The organism is Pseudomonas sp. Ag1, from assembly GCF_000278565.1.
Taxonomy (GTDB): domain Bacteria; phylum Pseudomonadota; class Gammaproteobacteria; order Pseudomonadales; family Pseudomonadaceae; genus Aquipseudomonas.
In genome coordinates this window covers 321041-339513 of record NZ_AKVH01000112.1, presented here as the reverse complement: position 1 = coordinate 339513, position 18473 = coordinate 321041, and the positions used below count along the sequence as shown (strand labels likewise).

Genomic DNA, 18473 nt, shown 5'->3' with positions numbered 1-18473 from the left:
CTCCCACATTCGACCGTGTTTCTTCAGGAGGAACACGGTCGAATGTGGGAGCGGGCTTGCTCGCGAAGAGGCCCTCAACAGCAACACACCTCCCAAGTCGTCTGTGTGCAAATCCCTGTCGCCACAGTTCGCTTTGATCAAGGTCTCGCTGGGTAAGGTGTTGGGCACGGCGCGTCAGACGCCACTCCCACAATAAAAACTGCCGAGTGAGACCGCATCGATGAAAAGACTGTTCAACCGTTGTCTGTTGATTCTCACCGGCGCCGCACTCTTGAGCGCCAACGCGATGGCTGCCGACCCGGCCTCGTGCAAGGTCGTGCGCATGGGCGTGGTCAGCTGGACTGACGTGATCGCCACCAGCGGCATGGCCGACGTGCTGCTCAATGGCCTGGGCTATGACAGCAAGCAAACCAGCGCCGTGCAGCAGATCATCTTTGCCGGCATCCGCGACAAGCGCCTGGATATATTCCTGGGCTATTGGAAACCGGCGATGGACAACAACATCGCACCGTTCCTCGCGGCCAAGCAGGTCAAGGTGTTCGACAAGCCGAGCCTGTCCGACGCTCAAGCGACGCTGGCGGTGCCGCAGTACGTTGCCGACGCCGGCTTGAAAACCTTTGCCGACATTGCCCGCTTCAAGGACAAGCTGGGCGGCAAGATCTATGGCATCGAGCCGGGCAGCGGTGCCAATACCGATATCCAGAAAATGATCGACAGCAACCGCTTTGGCCTCGGCGGCTTCAAGCTGGTGGCGTCCGGCGAGGCAGGCATGCTGGCGGCGGTGCAGCGGGCAGTGAATCGCAAGGAGTTCGTGGTGTTTGTCGGCTGGACCCCGCACCCGATGAACATCAACATGAAAATGGCGTACCTGACCGGCAGTGAAGATGTGTTTGGCGCCAACGAAGGCATGGCCACGGTCTCCACGGTGACGGCGCCGGATTACGCCGAACGTTGCCCCAACGTGACACGCCTGCTGGAAAACCTGACCTACACTGCGGCCCAGGAAAGCCAGTTGATGGTGCCGATCATGGACCGCAAGACGCCGCAGGATGTGGCCAGACAGTGGCTGCGCGACAATCCCGAGGATTTGCAGCGCTGGCTGGCGGGTGTAACGACCCTGGATGGCAAGGACGGCGTGGCGGCGGTGCAGGCCAGCCTCAAGCCCTGAGCAAATGAAGATCAAAATGTGGGAGCGGGCTTGCTCGCGAATGCGGTGGGTCAGCCACACAAGTATTGACTGATACACCGCATTCGCGAGCAAGCCCGCTCCCACATTGGATTCGTGGCGGCTGTTAAATCCTTATCTTCAGGACGATCCTTCGATGTCCCATTACCCGATTTCCGCGCAGATGTGCGCCTTCGTCGAAAAAACCGAATCCTTCACCAGCGACGACACATCGCTGGCCGGATTCCGCCGAGGCTACGACCGCATGTGCCAGGCGTTCACCCCGGCGCGGCCCGAAGGGTTACAGGTGTCAGACGTTTCCCTGGGTGGCGTGGGCGTACGCATTTATCAACCGGCGACGCCAACCCCTGATAGCGGCTGGCCATGCATCCTTTATATGCACGGTGGCGGCTGGGTGGTCGGCGGCCTGGATTCCCATGACTTCATGTGTGCTGAACTGGCCGACTCACTGCAAGTGCTGGTAATCGCCATCGATTACCGCCTGGCACCCGAACACCCGTTTCCGGCCGCCTTTGAGGATTGCCGTGCGGTCTGGCAGGCGATCCAGGTGGGCGAAGCGCCCCAGCCGATCAACCTTCAGCGTCTGGTGGTGGCCGGTGACAGCGCCGGCGGTAACCTGGCGGCGGCCCTGTGCCTGGGCCTGCGGGATGACCATCAGCCGCAGCCCCTGGCGCAAGTCCTGATCTACCCCGGCCTGGGCGGCCCCGCCGACCTGCCGTCCCGCCGCGATTGCGTCGACGCGCCATTGCTCAGTACCGCCGACACCGAGTGCTACCTCGCCCTTTACCTGCGTGGGCCGGACAAGCCGTCGCCCTACGCCATGCCATTGCTGGCCGTGGATTTCAGCGGGTTGCCGCAGGCTTTGATCGCTGTCGCCCAGTTCGACCCGTTGCGGGACGACGGCATGCTCTACGCCGAGCGCCTCCAGGCTGCCGGGGTGGCGGCCACGCTGTATCCCGGCAAAGGCCTGGTTCACGGCTGCCTGCGGGCCCGGGGCCAGGTGTTGGAGGTCGACCGGCTGTACGTTTATCTGCTGGACTACCTGCGTGGTGTTCTGCTGACACAGGTCTAGGTCCACGAGGACATGCTCATTGCACAATTCGGGTTTATGATGCCAGACGGCAAAATAATAGACGTCCCCTCAGGGATGAACTCGACCCCTTACGGAGCGCGCAATGCAGACTTTGTACCCGCAGATCAAACCCTACGCCCGGCACGATCTGGCCGTCGATGAAACCCACGTCCTGTACGTCGACGAAAGCGGTTCCCCGGAAGGCTTGCCCGTTGTGTTCATCCATGGCGGCCCGGGCGCCGGGTGTGATGCCAATAGCCGCTGCTATTTCGATCCTAATCTGTACCGAATTGTTACTTTTGATCAGCGTGGCTGCGGGCGCTCCACCCCACGGGCCAGCCTGGAAAACAACACCACCTGGGACCTGGTGGCCGACCTTGAGCGGATTCGCGAACACCTGGGCATCGAAAAATGGGTGCTGTTCGGCGGTTCCTGGGGCTCGACCCTGGCCCTGGCCTACGCGCAAACCCACCCGGAGCGTGTGCACGGCCTGATCGTGCGGGGCATTTTCCTGGCCCGCCCCCAGGACATTCAGTGGTTCTACCAGGCTGGCGCCAGCCGGCTGTTCCCCGATTACTGGCAGGACTACCTGGCGCCCATCCCGGCGGAGGAGCGGCACGACCTGCTCAGCGCCTACCACAAGCGCCTGACCGGCAACGACCAGATCGCCCAGATGCACGCCGCCAAGGCCTGGTCCACGTGGGAAGGGCGCATGTTGGGCCTGTGCCCGAACCCGCAATTGATCGAGCGTTTCTCCGAACCCCAGCGCGCCCTGTCGATTGCCCGTATCGAATGCCATTACTTCACCAATAACTCGTTCCTTGAACCTGACCAACTGATCCGCGACATGCACAAGATCGCCCACCTGCCTGGCGTAATCGTGCATGGCCGCTACGATATGATCTGCCCGCTGGACAATGCCTGGGAGCTGCATCAGGCCTGGCCCAACAGTGAGCTGCAGATCATCCGCGAGGCCGGCCATGCGGCTTCCGAACCCGGAATTACCGATGCGCTGGTGCGTGCGGCGAGTGAAATGGCACGGCGCCTGCTTGATTTGCCGCCTGAAGAAGCATGAAGGGGCTTTTGCAACGGGTGCGCGGCGCCCGGGTCGAGGTAGAGGGGCAGGTGGTCGGGGCGATAGACCAGGGTTTGCTGGTGCTGGTGGCTGTCGAGCCTTCGGATACGCAAGCCAGCGCCGACAAGCTGCTGCATAAGCTGCTTAACTATCGGGTGTTCAGCGACGACGAGGGCAAGATGAACCTGTCCTTGAAAGACATTGGCGGCGGTTTGCTGCTGGTGTCGCAGTTCACCCTGGCGGCAGACACCAAGAGTGGGCTGAGGCCGAGCTTCTCCACGGCGGCACCGCCGGCGGTGGGCGAGGCGCTTTTCGACTATCTGCTGTTACAAGCGCAACAATTGCATGGCACGGTAGCGGCAGGGCGTTTTGGCGCTGATATGCAGGTGCATTTGGTCAATGATGGGCCGGTCACCTTCCTGTTACAGACGTGAATGTACTGAAAACGACTTGTGATGCCCAAAAAACCGGGTTTTCGCTACAAATACTTCGCTGACCCTGATGCGTTGTCACGCGGGCTACTAGATAATCGCGCGCTACGGGGATCAGCGTTAATTGGTCCATTTTTGACTTAGGTAGAGACTTGTCCGATAGCCATTGGGGAATCATTTAGCCCCATGGGAGTCGGAACAATGCTCGCCAACCTGGCATATAGATAGCTGGCCGTTGGTTTTTTGATCTGTTTTCGGCGAGGGTTGCTCGTGATTGTTAGTCCCTGTAATGCACCAAAATTGTCTGCCAAACGGTTACGAAACGTACTGGTGACGGGCTCTGCCCTGTTTTGCCTGTTCGGCGCGGGTCAACTGTGGGCATTCAGTCTGGATGATGTGTCGGCCAAGGCAAAAGAGCTGGCCGGGCAGAAATACGAAGCTCCGCGCAGCAATTTGCCGAACGAATTCCGCGAAATGAAATTCGCTGATTACCAGAAAATTCGTTTCCGCAACGAAAAAGCCGAGTGGGCCGATCAGAACACCCCGTTCAAGCTGTCCTTCTACCACCAGGGTATGCATTTCGATACACCGGTGAAAATCAACGAAGTCACCGCCGACAGCGTTCAGGAAATCAAGTACGACCCGTCCCGCTTCGATTTCGGCGACGTCAAGTTTGATCCCAAATCCACCGAACAGCTGGGTTATGCCGGTTTCCGTGTGCTGTACCCGATCAACAAGGGTGACAAGCAAGACGAAATCATGACCATGCTCGGCGCCAGCTATTTCCGCGTCGTGGGCAAGGACCAGGTCTACGGCCTGTCTGCCCGCGGCATGGCGATCGACACTGCGTTGCCGTCCGGCGAAGAATTCCCGCGTTTCACCGAGTTCTGGATCGAGCGTCCAAAACCGGGTGAGAAACAGCTGGTGATCTACGCCCTGCTGGATTCGCCGCGGGCCACCGGCGCTTATCGCCTGATCCTGCGCCCGGGTACCGACACCATCGTCGACGTCAAATCCCAGATGTACCTGCGTGACAAGGTCACCAAGCTGGGCATCGCCCCGCTGACCAGCATGTTCCTGTTCGGCGCCAACCAGCCGTCCAAGGTCCTCAACTACCGTCGCGAGCTGCACGATTCCAGCGGCCTGTCGATCCATGCCGGCAACGGCGAGTGGATCTGGCGCCCACTGAACAACCCCAAACACCTGTCGGTCAGCAACTTCACCGTGGAAAACCCGCGTGGTTTCGGCCTGCTGCAACGCGGCCGCAACTTCAGCCACTACGAAGACCTCGACGACAACTACGACAAGCGCCCAAGCGCCTGGATCGAGCCTGAAGGCGATTGGGGCAAGGGCTCCGTCGACCTGGTAGAGATTCCGACCGCCGATGAAACCAACGACAACATCGTTGCGTTCTGGAGCCCGGAAACACTGCCTGAGCCAGGCAAGCCGCTGGACGTTGCCTACCGCCTGCACTGGACATTGCAAGACGCCGAGTTCCATTCGCCAGAAAGCGCCTGGGTCAAGCAGACCCTGCGTTCCACCGGCGACGTCAAGCAATCCAACCTGATCCGTCAGCCAGACGGCAGCGTGGCTTACCTGGTGGACTTCGAGGGCCCGTCCCTGAAGAAACTGCCAGCTGACGCACCGGTTCGCAGCCAGGTCAGCGTGGGCGACAACGCCGAAATTGTAGAAAACAGCGTGCGCTACAACCCGCACACCCAAGGCTGGCGCCTGACCCTGCGCATGAAGATCAAGGACGCAGGCAAGCCGACTGAAATGCGTGCTGCTCTGGTTCAGGACATCGTGCAGCCGGAACCGGAGAAGGTTTCGACCCAAGTGTTGAAAGCCGACAAAGTACTGGCTAAACAGCACGAGAAAGCGGCCAAGAAAGACGCCAAGGACAAGGACGCCAAGCAGCCGGAAGCGGCTGCCCCAGCCACACCACTCCCTACCCAGGATCAGGCCAAGACAGAGCAAGTCCTGACCGAAACCTGGAGCTATCAGTTGCCTGCCGATGAGTAATTCTCAAGTCCAGCCAGAGACTCTTGCCGAGTACCTGGCGCATCTACCGATGACCGATGAGCAGCGCGCCGAACTGGCGGGCTGCGAGTCCTTCAGTGAATTGCACAAGCGCCTGTCATCGTCCACGTTCGACGCGCCTGCCGACGCTGCCCAGGCATCGGTAGGCGCCCGGCTGACCCTCAACACTGCCGAAGAGCTGCAAGACGCCGAAATGCTGGTGCTCGACGCCAGCGGCCGGGTTTGCCTCAAGGCCACGCCGCCGATCCGTCGGACCAAGGTCGTGCCTGAGCCGTGGCGCACCAATATCCTGGTGCGTGGCTGGCGCCGCCTGACCGGCCGCACGAATCCACCGGCCCCGCCGAAGGATGAGCGCGTACTGCCGGCCGCCCGCTGGCGCACCGTCGGTTCGATCCGTCGCTATATCCTGCTGGTGCTGATGCTCGGCCAGACGATCGTTGCCGGCTGGTACATGAAAGGCATCATGCCGTACCAGGGCTGGTCCTTCGTCGACTTTGACGAGATCCGCAACCAGACCCTGCTGCAAACCGCGACCCAGGTACTGCCTTACGCCCTGCAAACCAGCATCCTCGTGCTGTTCGGGATTCTGTTCTGCTGGGTCTCGGCCGGTTTCTGGACCGCGCTGATGGGCTTCCTGGAACTGCTGACCGGTCACGATAAATACCGTATCTCCGGTAAAAGTGCCGGTGACGAGCCGATTCCGAAAGACGCCCGCACCGCCCTGGTCATGCCGATCTGCAACGAAGACGTGCCCCGGGTATTTGCCGGCCTGCGCGCGACGTTCGAATCGGTGGCTGCCACCGGTGACCTGGACCGTTTCGACTTCTTCGTCCTCAGCGACAGCAACGAGGCCGACATCTGCATCGCCGAGCAGCAAGCCTGGCTCGACGTGTGCCGCGAAGCCGGTGGCTTCGGCAAGATCTTCTATCGCCGTCGTCGCCGTCGCGTCAAACGCAAGAGCGGCAACCTCGACGACTTCTGCCGTCGCTGGGGCGGTGACTACAAGTACATGGTGGTGCTCGACGCCGACAGCGTGATGAGCGGCGAATGCCTGACCAGCCTGGTGCGCCTGATGGAAGCCACGCCGGATGCCGGGATTATCCAGACCGCGCCACGTGCGTCGGGCATGGATACCCTGTATGCGCGCATGCAGCAGTTCGCCACCCGGGTGTACGGCCCGCTGTTCACCGCCGGCCTGCACTTCTGGCAGTTGGGTGAATCCCACTACTGGGGTCACAACGCGATCATCCGCATGAAGCCGTTTATCGAGCACTGCGCCCTGGCGCCGTTGCCGGGTAAAGGTGCGTTTGCCGGTGCGATTCTTTCCCACGACTTCGTTGAAGCGGCGCTGATGCGCCGTGCCGGCTGGGGCGTGTGGATTGCCTACGACTTGCCGGGCAGCTACGAAGAGCTGCCGCCGAACCTGCTGGACGAACTCAAGCGTGACCGTCGCTGGTGCCACGGCAACCTGATGAACTTCCGCCTGTTTTTGGTAAAAGGCATGCACCCGGTGCACCGTGCGGTGTTCCTCACCGGCGTGATGTCGTACCTGTCGGCGCCGTTGTGGTTCTTCTTCCTGGTGCTGTCCACGGCCTTGCTGGCGGTCAACACACTGATGGAGCCGCAATACTTCATGGCGCCGCGCCAGTTGTATCCGTTGTGGCCACAATGGCATCCGGACAAGGCGGTGGCGCTGTTCTCCACCACCATCGTGCTGCTGTTCCTGCCTAAGTTGCTGAGCATCATCCTGATCTGGGCCAAGGGCGCGAAAGAGTTCGGCGGCAAGTTCAAGGTGACCCTGTCGATGCTGCTGGAGATGCTGTTCTCCATGTTGCTGGCGCCGGTGCGGATGATTTTCCACACCCGTTTCGTACTGGCCGCGTTCCTCGGCTGGGCGGCGACCTGGAACTCGCCACAGCGTGACGACGACTCCACGCCATGGAGCGAGGCAGTCAAGCGCCACGGTCCGCAGACCCTGCTCGGCTTCTTCTGGGCGCTGCTGGTGGTGTGGTTGAACCCAAGCTTCCTGTGGTGGCTGGTGCCGATCGTCGGTTCGCTGATGCTGTCGATTCCGGTGTCGGTGATTTCCAGCCGGGTCAAACTGGGCCTCAAGTCTCGCGACGAGAGCCTGTTCCTGATCCCCGAGGAATACAATCCGCCCCAGGCGCTGTTGTCGACCGACAAGTACACCCACGAAAACCGTTGGCATGCGCTCAATGACGGTTTTGTGCGGGCGGTGGTCGATCCGCAGCAGAACGCCCTGGCGTGCGCCTTGGCAACTTCCCGTCACGGGCAGGCGGAGCCGATTGAGTGGCTGCGTGTTGACCGGGTTCGCCACGCGTTGAAAGTCGGCCCGGCCGGCCTCAACAACGGTGAACGCCTGGCCTTGCTCAGCGACCCGGTCGCCCTGGCACGCTTGCACGAGCAGGTCTGGAGCGAAGGCCACGCCGAGTGGCTGAGCGCCTGGCGCGAATCGGTCAAGGCCGATCCGCATGCGCCATTGCTGCCATTGAAGCCGCTGTCGTCCCAGGCTCAACCGGCCTGATTCCGACGCCCCCGAGGTGCCACCTCGGGGGCGTTTGCGATAACCGTCCTACGTTGTTTTTCCCTTCTGCTGCATCGCGCTAACTCCTTGTTATTTCGAAACAAAAGACCCTTCTCCGAGGCATATTGCCGTGCCTGCGAGTGGGTTAGCATCGCCCCCCAAATCTGACTCGAAGCCTGCGGCTTACGCGAACTTGCGCGTGGCCGGGTGTGGGAGTGTTTAATGGAACAGGGGCTTTTTTCATGATCAAAAGGTATTTGTCGATGCTGCTGCTCGGCATCGTCACATTTTCCCACGGTTACCTGGCGCATGCCGGGGCCATAGATGAGGCCGTTCGGCGAGGTGTGTTGAAAGTCGGCACCAATCCAGCCTACGTGCCCTTTGAGATGACCGACAAGAAAGGCCGGATCGTCGGGTTTGAAATTGACCTGCTTCGGGAGATGAGCAAGGCGCTGGGGGTCAAGCTGGAGCTGGTTTCGGTACCGTATATCGACCTGATTCCCGGCCTGCTGGCCGGCCGGTTCGACCTGATCGGCAGCGGCATGACTGTCACGCAGGAGCGCAACCTGACCCTCAATTTCAGCGACTCGTTCATCATCGTCGGCCAGACCGTGCTGCTGAACCCTCGGTTGGCCGACAAGGTCCAGAGCATCGAGGACTTGAACGAGGCCGGTTACCGGATCGTGGCCGCCGAAGGCACCACAGGCGAGGCGGCGGCGAAAAGGTTTCTCGGCACTGCACGGCTGCGCAGTTTTCCAACACCTGAAGAAGGCGTGCGCCAGGTGGTGGAGGGCAAGGCCGATGCGTTTATCCATGATGCGCCGTATAACCTGATCGCCATTACCAAGCCCCAGAACAGTGCGCTGTTGGCGCTGGAGCAACCCTTTACCTACGAGCCCCTGGCGTTCGGCTTGAAAAAGGGCGATTACGACAGCCTCAACTGGATCAATCATTTCCTCAACCAGGTGGCCCAGGACGGCACCTACGATCGGCTGCATGACAAGTGGTTCAAGGACTCGGGCTGGATGGCGGAAGTGGACTGGTAGTCATAACTGCTTACACATCAAGCAATTGGCTGGGCCGTGGATCGAGGTGTCTAGCCATGCCTTTCTCTGCACGGTTGTGGGGCTTTTCTGTCATACCTTGGCAACAAATCCCGGCGAAACCTTTGTACCCGGCGGTGAGTGAGTTAGGATCGCACCCCGAAATGGTGCAGCCCTTTTGCGCGCCGACCTCACAAGAAAATGAGTTCAGGGGACTTGATGATGAAAAAGTATCTTTCGATGCTGCTGCTGGGCGTCACCGCACTGGTGGCGGTCAACGCGGCCCACGCCGGCGCCATCGATGATGCGGTCAAGCGCGGCACGCTGAAAGTCGGCATGGACCCGACCTACATGCCGTTCCAGATGACCAACAAGCGCGGTGAAATCATCGGCTTTGAAGTCGACATCCTCAAGGCCATGGCCAAGTCGATGGGCGTGAAGTTCGAGCCGATTTCCACCGGTTACGACGGCATCATCCCGGCCCTGTTGACCGACAAGTTCGACATGATCGGCAGCGGCATGACCCTGACCCAGGAACGCAACCTGCGCCTGAACTTCAGCGAACCGTTCATCGTGGTCGGCCAGACCCTGCTGATCCGCAAGGAGCTGGAGGGCACCATCAAGTCCTACAAAGACCTGAATGACGAGAAATACCGCCTGACCTCCAAGCTCGGCACCACCGGCGAGATGGTGGCCAAGAAGCTGATCTCCAAAGCCAAGTACCACGGCTATGACAACGAGCAGGAAGCTGTTCTGGACGTGGTCAACGGCAAGGCTGACGCCTTCGTCTATGACGCCCCGTACAACGTGGTGGCCGTGAACAAGGTCGGCGCCGGCAAACTGGTGTTCCTTGATCAGCCGTTCACCTTTGAACCCCTGGCGTTCGGCCTGAAGAAGGGCGACTACGACAGCATCAACTTCATCAACAACTTCCTGCACCAGATCCGCAACGACGGCACCTACGATCGCATCCATGACAAGTGGTTCAAGAGCTCTGAGTGGCTCAAGGACATGGAATAAGGTTGGCTTAATACCGAGTCGAGCCCTTCGCGAGCAAGCCCGCTCCCACATTAGATCGCGGTCGAAATGTGGGAGCGGGCTTGCTCGCGAATAGGGCCTGCCAGGCGATACACATCCCGGAACCTGAAATGAAACAGAAAAAAGCCCAATGGCCCTGGCACCTGCTGACGGTGCTGGTGCTGGTCGGCCTGGCCGGCGCGTTGTATTACGCCACCTCGCTGATGTCCTACGAATGGCGCTGGAACCGCGTGCCGCAGTACTTCGTCTACCAGGCCGAAGAATCCCAGCGTGCGTCGGACATTTCCACCGTCAGCGAGCTGGTGCGCAAGGGCGATGTGGCTGACGTCACCCTGCGTAATGACGAGGGCAACGAACAGCACCTGACCGTGGCCGAGAACAGTCTGCAAGTGGCCAAGGGCGATGACGTGGCCGAGGGCGATGTGGTCGGCGTCACCCGGCATTGGGCTGCGGGCCCTCTGCTGTGGGGCTTGTGGACTACGTTGTGGCTATCGGTGGTGTCCGGGGTGCTGGGACTGTTGATCGGCCTGGCGACCGGATTGTGTCGCCTGTCGAACAACCCGACTTTACGCGATCTGTCGACGATCTACGTCGAACTGGTACGCGGTACGCCACTATTGGTGCAGATCTTCATTTTCTATTTCTTTATCGGCACGGTGCTCAACCTGTCCCGGGAATTCGCCGGGATCGCCGCGCTGTCACTGTTTACCGGCGCGTATGTGGCGGAAATCATCCGTGCCGGCGTGCAGTCGATTGCCCGTGGGCAGAATGAGGCAGCCCGCTCCCTGGGGCTCAGTGCTGGCCAGTCGATGCGCCACGTGGTGTTGCCGCAAGCCTTCAAGCGCGTGCTGCCGCCCCTGGCCGGGCAATTTATCAGCCTGGTCAAGGACACATCCCTGGTGTCGGTGATCGCGATTACCGAGCTGCTCAAAAGCGGCCGCGAGGTCATCACCACCTCGTTCTCGCCGTTCGAAATCCTGTTCTGCGTCGCAGGCCTGTACCTGCTGATCAACCTGCCGCTGTCGAAAATCGCCAGCCGGCTTGAGCGGAGGCTCGCGCAAAGTGATTGAAGTCCGCGATCTGGTAAAAGTCTTCGACACCCGTGGCCACGTCGTGCGCGCGGTGGACAGCGTGACCACGCAGGTGGCCAGGGGTGAAGTGCTGGTGGTGATCGGCCCGTCCGGTTCCGGCAAGTCGACGTTCCTGCGCTGCCTTAACGGCCTGGAGGAATTCGATTCCGGCTCGGTAAGCATCGACGGCCTGCAACTGGCAGACCCGAAAACCGACGTGAACGCCTACCGCCGTGAAGTCGGCATGGTGTTCCAGCACTTCAACCTGTTCCCCCACATGACCGTGCTGGAAAACCTCTGCCTGGCGCAAAAAGTCGTGCGCAAGCGCGGCAAGAAAGAGCGCGAGGCCAAGGCCCTGGCGCTCCTGGAGAAAGTCGGCATTGCCCAGAAAGCCCACGAGTTCCCGTCGCGGCTTTCCGGTGGCCAGCAGCAACGCGTCGCGATTGCCCGCGCGCTGGCGATGGAGCCCAAGGTGATGCTGTTTGACGAGCCCACCTCGGCCCTGGACCCGGAAATGGTCGGCGAAGTGCTGGACGTGATGAAGACCCTGGCCCTGGAAGGCATGACCATGGTCTGCGTCACCCATGAAATGGGCTTTGCCCGGGAAGTGGCTGATCGCGTGCTGTTCTTCGATCACGGCAAACTGTTGGAGGACGCCGCCCCGGCGCAATTCTTCGATGCGCCGAAGGACCCTCGCGCCCAAGCCTTCCTGCGCCAGGTTCTATAAATGCGTGGGAATGCTTCTTGTGGCGAGGGAGCTTGCTCCCGCTGGGCTGCGTAGCGGCTCCCAAAAAAGATAGGAGCGCTGCGCACTCCAGTGGGAGCAAGCTCCCTCGCCACAGGTTGGGTTTTTTCAGACCTTGAACTTCCCCACCCACACCTGCAAATCCGCCCCCAGGCGCGCCAGTTCGACACTGGCCGCCGCTGTGTCCTGACTCGCGGCCCAGGTCTGTTCCGATACATCCTTGACCTTCAACACGCTGCGGTTGATCTCCTCGGCGACCGCGGTTTGTTCCTCGGCGGCAGCGGCAATCTGCGGGTTCATCTCCTGGATCACCGACACGGTACGGGTGATGCCAGCCAGCGCCTCTCCTGCGCGACGGGTCAGTTGCACGCTGTTGTCGGTGAGGCTGCGACTGTTGTCCATGATGTCGGCCACCTGCTGCGTGCCCCGGTGCAGACCGCTGATCAACTCCTCGATTTCCTCGGCCGACTGCTGGGTGCGTTGTGCCAGGCTGCGCACTTCATCGGCGACCACGGCAAACCCCCTGCCGGCTTCGCCTGCGCGGGCCGCCTCGATCGCGGCGTTGAGGGCCAGCAAGTTGGTCTGTTCCGATACCGACTTGATCACCTCCAGCACGCTGCCGATCTTCCGGCTTTCCTGTTGCAGGCCTTGCATGGCCTGGCTTGAACGAGCCATTTCCTGAGCCAGGTGCTCGATGTGGGTAATGGCCTCAGCCACCACCTGATCGCCCTGGCCCGCCTGCCGGTCGGCCTCGGCAGCAGCCAGCGACGCTTGCTCGGCATGGCGCGCAACTTCCTGGGAGGTGGCGAGCATCTCGTTCATGGCGGTGGCCACCTGTTCGGTTTCCTGCTTCTGGCCGTCGACCCCGTCGCGGGTTTGCTCGGTGACCGCCGAGAGTTGCTCGGCGGCGCTGGCGATCTGCTGGGCGCTGTCGCCGATGCCGCTGATCAAGCCCCGCAGGTTGAGGGTCATTTGCCCGATGCTGCGCTGCAACTGCCCCAGTTCATCCTGGCGCGAGGCCTGGATGTCGTGGCTCAGGTCACCTTCGGCAATCCGGTTGGCCACGGACAGGGCCTGGCGCAGCGGCGCGACGATCTGGCCGGCGATCAACCAGGCGGCCACGACGCCGAGCAACAGCGCCGCTGCAGTAACGTTGAGCAGCAGGGTGCGGGCGAGGCTGGCTTCGTTGTCACGCTTGGCGGTCTGGTCCTGGCTCAGCAGGTCGCTTTCCGTGAGCAATTGATCCAGCCACTGTTCAAGCTGGTTCTGGGTGGTTTCGGCGCTGAGTTGGGCGTCCTTGAGGCGTGTCAGGTGAGTCCGAAAGTCGAGCAGGACTTTTTTCAGGGCGCTGGCGTCAACCGGCAGCGCGCCTACCGCCGCCTGGGCGCCATCCAGGGCCAGTAGCGCATCACTCACGTCCTTGGCGTAGGCGTCCAATGACGCAGCGGCCCAGGCGGGGCTCTGGGCGCGGTCTTCGGCTTGTTCCAGGGCCTGGCGCAATTGTTCCACGGCATCGAGGGCCTTTTCATCGTCTTGATTGGGCAGGTTGCTCGACAGTTCAGAGAGGCTGTCACTGCTCTGGACTGAGCTGCGCTTGAGCTGTTCACGGGCGTTTTCACGTTGCTTGATCAGCCCCTCCAGGCCGCTTAAGGCGGTCTTGAAACTGGTGACGAAGCGTCGGCTTTCCTGCAGCTGTTGTTGGTTGACCGGGTCGGTAAATCGCGGGGAAAGATCCACCAGGAACTGGTCGATCTTGTCCATGTGCAGCTCTATTTTGGACAGGCTGGCCGGGTCGTTCAGGGTGCGATAGACGATGCGATCAGCGCGCAACTCTTCGCCGACGACTGCCAATTGCGAGAGCAGCGTGAGTTTTTGGGAGCGCTCGAGGGATGCGCTCAAGGCTTGCCAACCGGTAGAGGCGATGATCAGGCTGAGGCTGAGCACCAGGCCAAAGCCCAGGGCAAGTTTGAGGCTGATGCTGATGTTTCCGAGCAGGCGGGTCAGTGGACGAAACATGGTGAACCTCCAACGAATCAAAAGGAGCGTCTCAAGCGTCCGGCCAACAATGGTCAGGGGAGTTGAAACGCTACTTTTATTCGGCGCCAGGTGTGTGATCCACGACCTGAAAAACGCGTAGGAAATTTCACATATTGTCGGAGCGGCGGCCCTGATGGCCGCCGGAAGCGGGTCAGACCTTGAAGCGACCTACCAGGCTTTGCAGGTAAACCCCCAGGCGCGCCAGCTCGGCACTGGAAGCCGCAGTTTCTTCGCTGGCCGCCGAGGTTTGTTCGGAAACGTCCCGCACGTTGAGCACGCTGCGGTTGATCTCTTCGGCCACGGCGCTTTGCTGCTCGGCGGCGGTGGCGATCTGCTGGTTCATCGCCTGGATCGCCGAGACGGTACGGGTGATGTTTTCCAGGGCATTGCCGGCCCGACGGGTCAGCTCGACGCTGCTGTCGGTCAGGCCGCGACTGTTGTCCATGATGGTTGCCACCTGCTGGGTGCCGCTTTGCAGGCCGACGATCAACTCTTCGATTTCCTCGGTGGACTTCTGCGTCCGCTGGGCAAGGCTGCGCACTTCATCGGCAACCACCGCAAAACCGCGTCCGGCTTCACCGGCGCGCGCCGCTTCAATCGCTGCGTTAAGGGCCAGCAGGTTGGTTTGCTGGGCCACCGACTTGATGACGTCCAGCACACTGCCGATCTTGTCGCTCTCACGCTTGAGATGGCCCATGGCTTCGGTGGAGTTGCCCACCTCGCTGGCCAGGCGCTCGATCTGGGCGATGGCCTCACCGACCACCTTGTCGCCTTCACGGGCCTGCTGGTCGGCGGCTACGGCGGCTTCCGAGGCTTCTTCAGCGTTACGGGCGACTTCCTGCACGGTAGCGGCCATTTCGTTCATGGCGGTGGCCACCTGGTCGGTCTCGACCTTCTGGCTGTTGACCCCGGCGCTGGTCTGCTCGGTAACGGCCGATAGCTGCTCGGCGGCACTGGCGATCTGGGTAACGCCGTCGCTGATACCGCCAATCAGCTCCCGCAGGCCCACGGTCATGCTTTGCATCGACCGTTGCAGCTGCCCCAGTTCATCCTGGCGCAGGGAGATCAGGTTGTGGCTCAGGTCGCCGGACGCCACGCGCTCGGCGACTTTGAGGGTCTGGTTCAGTGGAATCACGATCTGCCGGGTAATGGCCCAGGCGGCGAGTACACCAAACGCCAGCGCGAGGGCGGTGGCCAGTAACAGCAGGTTCTTGGCGTGGGCGGCATCGGTATCACGCACCACGGTTTGCGAAGTGGTGAGTTTGTTACTGCGATCGAGCAGGATATCGCCCTGCTCGCCCATGATTTTCATCGCGGCGGCACTGGCCACCTGGGAGTCGCGGTACTGGCTCACGGCGGCGCGGTAGGCCTGCAGCGAGGCGCTGGCCTCTTGCAGGTTGGCCCGGTATTGCTCGGGTAACTGGTCGTTGAGGTCGGTGATTTTCTTCAGGGCGTTGTCGATGGCATCCAGCGCCGGCTGTTCGGCCTCGACCTTGCCGCTGTAGGTGTAGCCGCGCACCTGGAAGCGCGCTTGCTGGATCAGTTTGCTCAGGTCGACCACGCTGTTGAACAGGGTGACGCTGTCGCCTTGCAGCAGGGATTTTTCCACTTCGTTGATTTTTGCGACGGCGTTGTCGGCGGTATCGCCCAGTTTGCTGCGGGCGCCTTCACGCTTGAGGCCGGCCTGCACCATGGCGCCGAAGGCTTTTTTGTATTGGCCCAAGGCATCCTGTTGCTGCTCTACCACGAGCTTGTCGTCGGGTTGCTCGATCAGGTCTGCGGCGGTTTTCAGGCCACTGTCCAGCTGGGTGATCAGGTCGTTGACCGCGCTGGTGCCTTGTTCGCCGCGGCGCATTTCGAAGTCCAGTCGCGCCAGGCGCAGGTCCTTGGTCAGCCCGTTGAGGCTGGAGATGTAGCCCAGCTTGTCGCCACGGCTGATCACGCCGCTGAGGCCGGTCCAGCCGGTGAAGGTGATCAATAGGGTCAAGACCAATACCAGGCCGAAGCCTATGCTCAGCTTGCGGTTGACGCTGACATTCCCCAGTTTCTCGGCTAACCAACGATACATGCTGCGAACTCCCCTGGAACAAGGCTTGGACTTATTCAGAGCGTATCGGCAGATTCGGATGTTTCTGTAGGAGCGAGCTTGCTCGCGAAGGTCGTCAACGATAACGCGGGCATTCTGAGTGAGCGCGGTGTCCTTGAGTTTTTCGCGAGCAAGCTCGCTCCTACAGGAGAGGGCGGTGTTAGAAAAGGCGGGCGAGCAATGCGGTGACGGCGGTTTCGACTCTCAGGATGCGCGCGCCGAGTTGCACCGGCTGCAACCCGGCCTTGGCCAACAGGTCCACCTCGTAGGGAATCCAGCCGCCTTCCGGCCCGATGGCCAGGGTGACCGGCTCATCCAGCCCGCGAGGGCAGGGCGGATAGTCGCCAGGGTGACCAATCAGGCCGAGGGTGCCTTGCGCCATGGCGGGCAGGCGGTCTTCGACGAATGGCTTGAAGCGCTTTTCGATCACGATCTCGGGCAGCACTGTGTCCCGGGCCTGTTCCAGGCCGAGGATCAATTGCTCGCGAATCGCTTCCGGCTCCAGGAACGGCGTCTGCCAGAAGCTTTTTTCCACGCGATAGCTGTTCACCAGCACCACTCGCGGCACGCCCATGGACGCCACGGTTTGCAGAACCCGGCGCAGCATTTTCGGACGGGGCAGGGCCAGCAGCAGGGTCAGGGGCAGTTTGGCCGGCGGCGGCTGGTCGAAGGTGACTTCCAGCTCGGCTTCCCGGGCTTCCAGGCGCAGCAACTGCGCGTTGCCCATCAAACCGCCGATGCGTCCGACCCGCAGGCTGTCGCCTACGGCGGCACGGTGGACTTCCTGCATATGCACCAGGCGCCGATCACGCAGCACCACCCGGTCGGCCGCGATAAAGTCGGCCTCCTCAAGCAGCAGCAGGTTCACGGCTGGGTCGCTGGCGGCTGGTCGTCGTCGGCGGGTTGGTCATCGGGGTGATCGCCACGCTTGCTCACCAGGCTGCCAAACAGGATGCCAATCTCGAACAGCATCCACATCGGTACGGCCAGCAGGGTCTGGGAGAAGATGTCCGGCGGGGTCAGGATCATGCCGACCACGAAGCAGCCGATGATCACGTACGGGCGGATCTTCTTCAGGTATTTGACGTCGACCACGCCGATCCACACCAGCAGCACCACGGCCACCGGGATTTCGAACGCCACGCCGAAGGCGAAGAACAGCGTCATCACGAAGTCGAGGTAGCTGGTGATGTCGGTCATCATCTCTACGCCGGCCGGGGTGGCGGCGGCGAAGAACTTGAAGATCAGCGGGAACACCAGGAAGTAGGCAAAAGCCATCCCGGTATAGAACAGCAGGATGCTCGACACCAGCAGCGGCACGGCGATGCGTTTTTCATGCTTGTACAGGCCCGGCGCGATAAAGCCCCAGATCTGATGCAGGATCACCGGGATCGCCAGGAACAGCGAAACCATCATCGTCAGCTTCAACGGCGTGAGGAACGGTGACGACACGTCGGTGGCGATCATCGTCGCGCCGGCCGGCAGGTAATTGCGCAGCGGCGTGGAGACGAAGGTGTAGATCTGCTGGGTGAAGGCAAACAGCCCGGCAAAGATGATGAAGATCGCCGCGACACAGCGCAGCAGGCGGGTGCGCAACTCGGTGAGGTGCGAGACCAGTGGCATGTGCTGGTCGGTTTCCGGTTTATCAGCGCTCATGGGGCTCGCGGCGGCAATGTAGGGTCGTGGGGCGCGGGCGACACGGCAGGTGTCGGCGCGGGTTCGGTCGGGGTCACGGGCGCAGTGGGCGCAGGCTCGACGGCGTGCACGGGTTCAGCGACCGGTGCAGACGCGGGTGCGGCGGGCGGAGCAATCGAATGCTCGGCCACAGGCTCGACCGGCTTGGGCGTTTCCTGCACCGGCGAGAGAATCTTCCGTGCCTCCTGCTCCAACGACAGAATGTGTTCGTTGTGCAGTTGCCGGCGAATCTCGTCGGCGCCGATTTCCCGTTCAACTTCCTGTTTGATGGCGTTGAAACTGCGTTTCAGGCGCCCGATCCACAGGCCGGCCGTGCGCGCGGCACCGGGCAGGCGTTCCGGCCCCAGTACCAGCAGGGCCACGAGGCCGACGAGCAGCAGTTCAGAGAAGCTGATACCAAACATTATTCA

At 61.5% G+C, this 18473-nt stretch carries 14 protein-coding genes and 2 pseudogenes; 10 read left to right on the top strand and 6 right to left on the bottom strand.

Annotated elements, in window-relative coordinates:
- Window positions 1-220 precede the first annotated feature (220 nt).
- From A462_RS01805 to A462_RS01850, 10 genes and pseudogenes are all read left to right on the top strand, one after another.
- On the top strand, window positions 221-1168 hold the full coding sequence (locus tag A462_RS01805; protein WP_008439284.1) for a choline ABC transporter substrate-binding protein: 948 nt from the start codon (window positions 221-223) through the stop codon (window positions 1166-1168).
- Window positions 1169-1322: 154 nt separating this feature from the next.
- The gene (locus A462_RS01810; RefSeq protein WP_008439283.1) at window positions 1323-2258 is read left to right on the top strand and encodes an alpha/beta hydrolase; all 936 of its coding nucleotides are present in this window, start codon (window positions 1323-1325) and stop codon (window positions 2256-2258) included.
- A 103-nt stretch (window positions 2259-2361) separates the two neighbouring features.
- Window positions 2362-3333 carry a prolyl aminopeptidase gene (pip, locus tag A462_RS01815; RefSeq protein ID WP_008439282.1) on the top strand — a complete coding sequence of 324 codons (972 nt, stop codon included), beginning with the start codon at window positions 2362-2364 and terminating at the stop codon, window positions 3331-3333.
- Window positions 3330-3767 carry a D-aminoacyl-tRNA deacylase gene (gene dtd, locus A462_RS01820; RefSeq protein WP_008439281.1) on the top strand — a complete coding sequence of 146 codons (438 nt, stop codon included), beginning with the start codon at window positions 3330-3332 and terminating at the stop codon, window positions 3765-3767. The genes pip and dtd overlap by 4 nt, the downstream gene beginning before the upstream one ends.
- A gap of 267 nt (window positions 3768-4034) precedes the next feature.
- Window positions 4035-5786 carry a glucan biosynthesis protein G gene (locus tag A462_RS01825; RefSeq protein ID WP_008439280.1) on the top strand — a complete coding sequence of 584 codons (1752 nt, stop codon included), beginning with the start codon at window positions 4035-4037 and terminating at the stop codon, window positions 5784-5786.
- Window positions 5779-8354, top strand: a pseudogene (mdoH, locus tag A462_RS01830) (glucans biosynthesis glucosyltransferase MdoH); the annotation flags it as partial. The gene A462_RS01825 and the pseudogene mdoH, both read left to right, overlap by 8 nt.
- A gap of 237 nt (window positions 8355-8591) precedes the next feature.
- Complete coding sequence (locus A462_RS01835; protein WP_032899874.1) at window positions 8592-9395, top strand: transporter substrate-binding domain-containing protein; 804 nt, start codon at window positions 8592-8594, stop codon at window positions 9393-9395.
- Window positions 9396-9614: 219 nt separating this feature from the next.
- Window positions 9615-10412, top strand: a complete 798-nt coding sequence (locus A462_RS01840) for a transporter substrate-binding domain-containing protein (protein WP_003209284.1) — start codon at window positions 9615-9617, stop codon at window positions 10410-10412.
- Window positions 10413-10540: 128 nt separating this feature from the next.
- Complete coding sequence (locus A462_RS01845) at window positions 10541-11500, top strand: amino acid ABC transporter permease (RefSeq protein WP_003209286.1); 960 nt, start codon at window positions 10541-10543, stop codon at window positions 11498-11500.
- Window positions 11493-12227 carry an amino acid ABC transporter ATP-binding protein gene (locus tag A462_RS01850; protein ID WP_008439278.1) on the top strand — a complete coding sequence of 245 codons (735 nt, stop codon included), beginning with the start codon at window positions 11493-11495 and terminating at the stop codon, window positions 12225-12227. The genes A462_RS01845 and A462_RS01850 overlap by 8 nt, the downstream gene beginning before the upstream one ends.
- Before the next feature lie 126 nt (window positions 12228-12353).
- Here A462_RS01850 and A462_RS01855 read toward each other — a convergent pair whose 3' ends face one another.
- The 6 genes and pseudogenes from A462_RS01855 to tatB all read right to left on the bottom strand — a co-directional run bounded on the left by A462_RS01855 (window position 12354) and on the right by tatB (window position 18467).
- The gene (locus A462_RS01855; RefSeq protein ID WP_008439276.1) at window positions 12354-14261 is read right to left on the bottom strand and encodes a methyl-accepting chemotaxis protein; all 1908 of its coding nucleotides are present in this window, start codon (window positions 14259-14261) and stop codon (window positions 12354-12356) included.
- A 172-nt stretch (window positions 14262-14433) separates the two neighbouring features.
- Window positions 14434-15147 carry a methyl-accepting chemotaxis protein gene (locus tag A462_RS35360; protein ID WP_371132926.1) on the bottom strand — a complete coding sequence of 238 codons (714 nt, stop codon included), beginning with the start codon at window positions 15145-15147 and terminating at the stop codon, window positions 14434-14436.
- A gap of 144 nt (window positions 15148-15291) precedes the next feature.
- Window positions 15292-16350, bottom strand: a pseudogene (locus tag A462_RS35355) (methyl-accepting chemotaxis protein); the annotation flags it as partial.
- 178 nt (window positions 16351-16528) lie between these two features.
- Window positions 16529-17236, bottom strand: a complete 708-nt coding sequence (locus tag A462_RS01865) for a 16S rRNA (uracil(1498)-N(3))-methyltransferase (protein WP_003209293.1) — start codon at window positions 17234-17236, stop codon at window positions 16529-16531.
- The gene (gene tatC, locus A462_RS01870; RefSeq protein WP_003209295.1) at window positions 17233-18024 is read right to left on the bottom strand and encodes a twin-arginine translocase subunit TatC; all 792 of its coding nucleotides are present in this window, start codon (window positions 18022-18024) and stop codon (window positions 17233-17235) included. The genes A462_RS01865 and tatC overlap by 4 nt, the downstream gene beginning before the upstream one ends.
- Window positions 18021-18467: a Sec-independent protein translocase protein TatB gene (gene tatB, locus A462_RS01875; protein WP_008439274.1), complete on the bottom strand. Its 447-nt coding sequence runs from the start codon at window positions 18465-18467 to the stop codon at window positions 18021-18023. The genes tatC and tatB overlap by 4 nt, the downstream gene beginning before the upstream one ends.
- Window positions 18468-18473 lie beyond the last annotated feature (6 nt).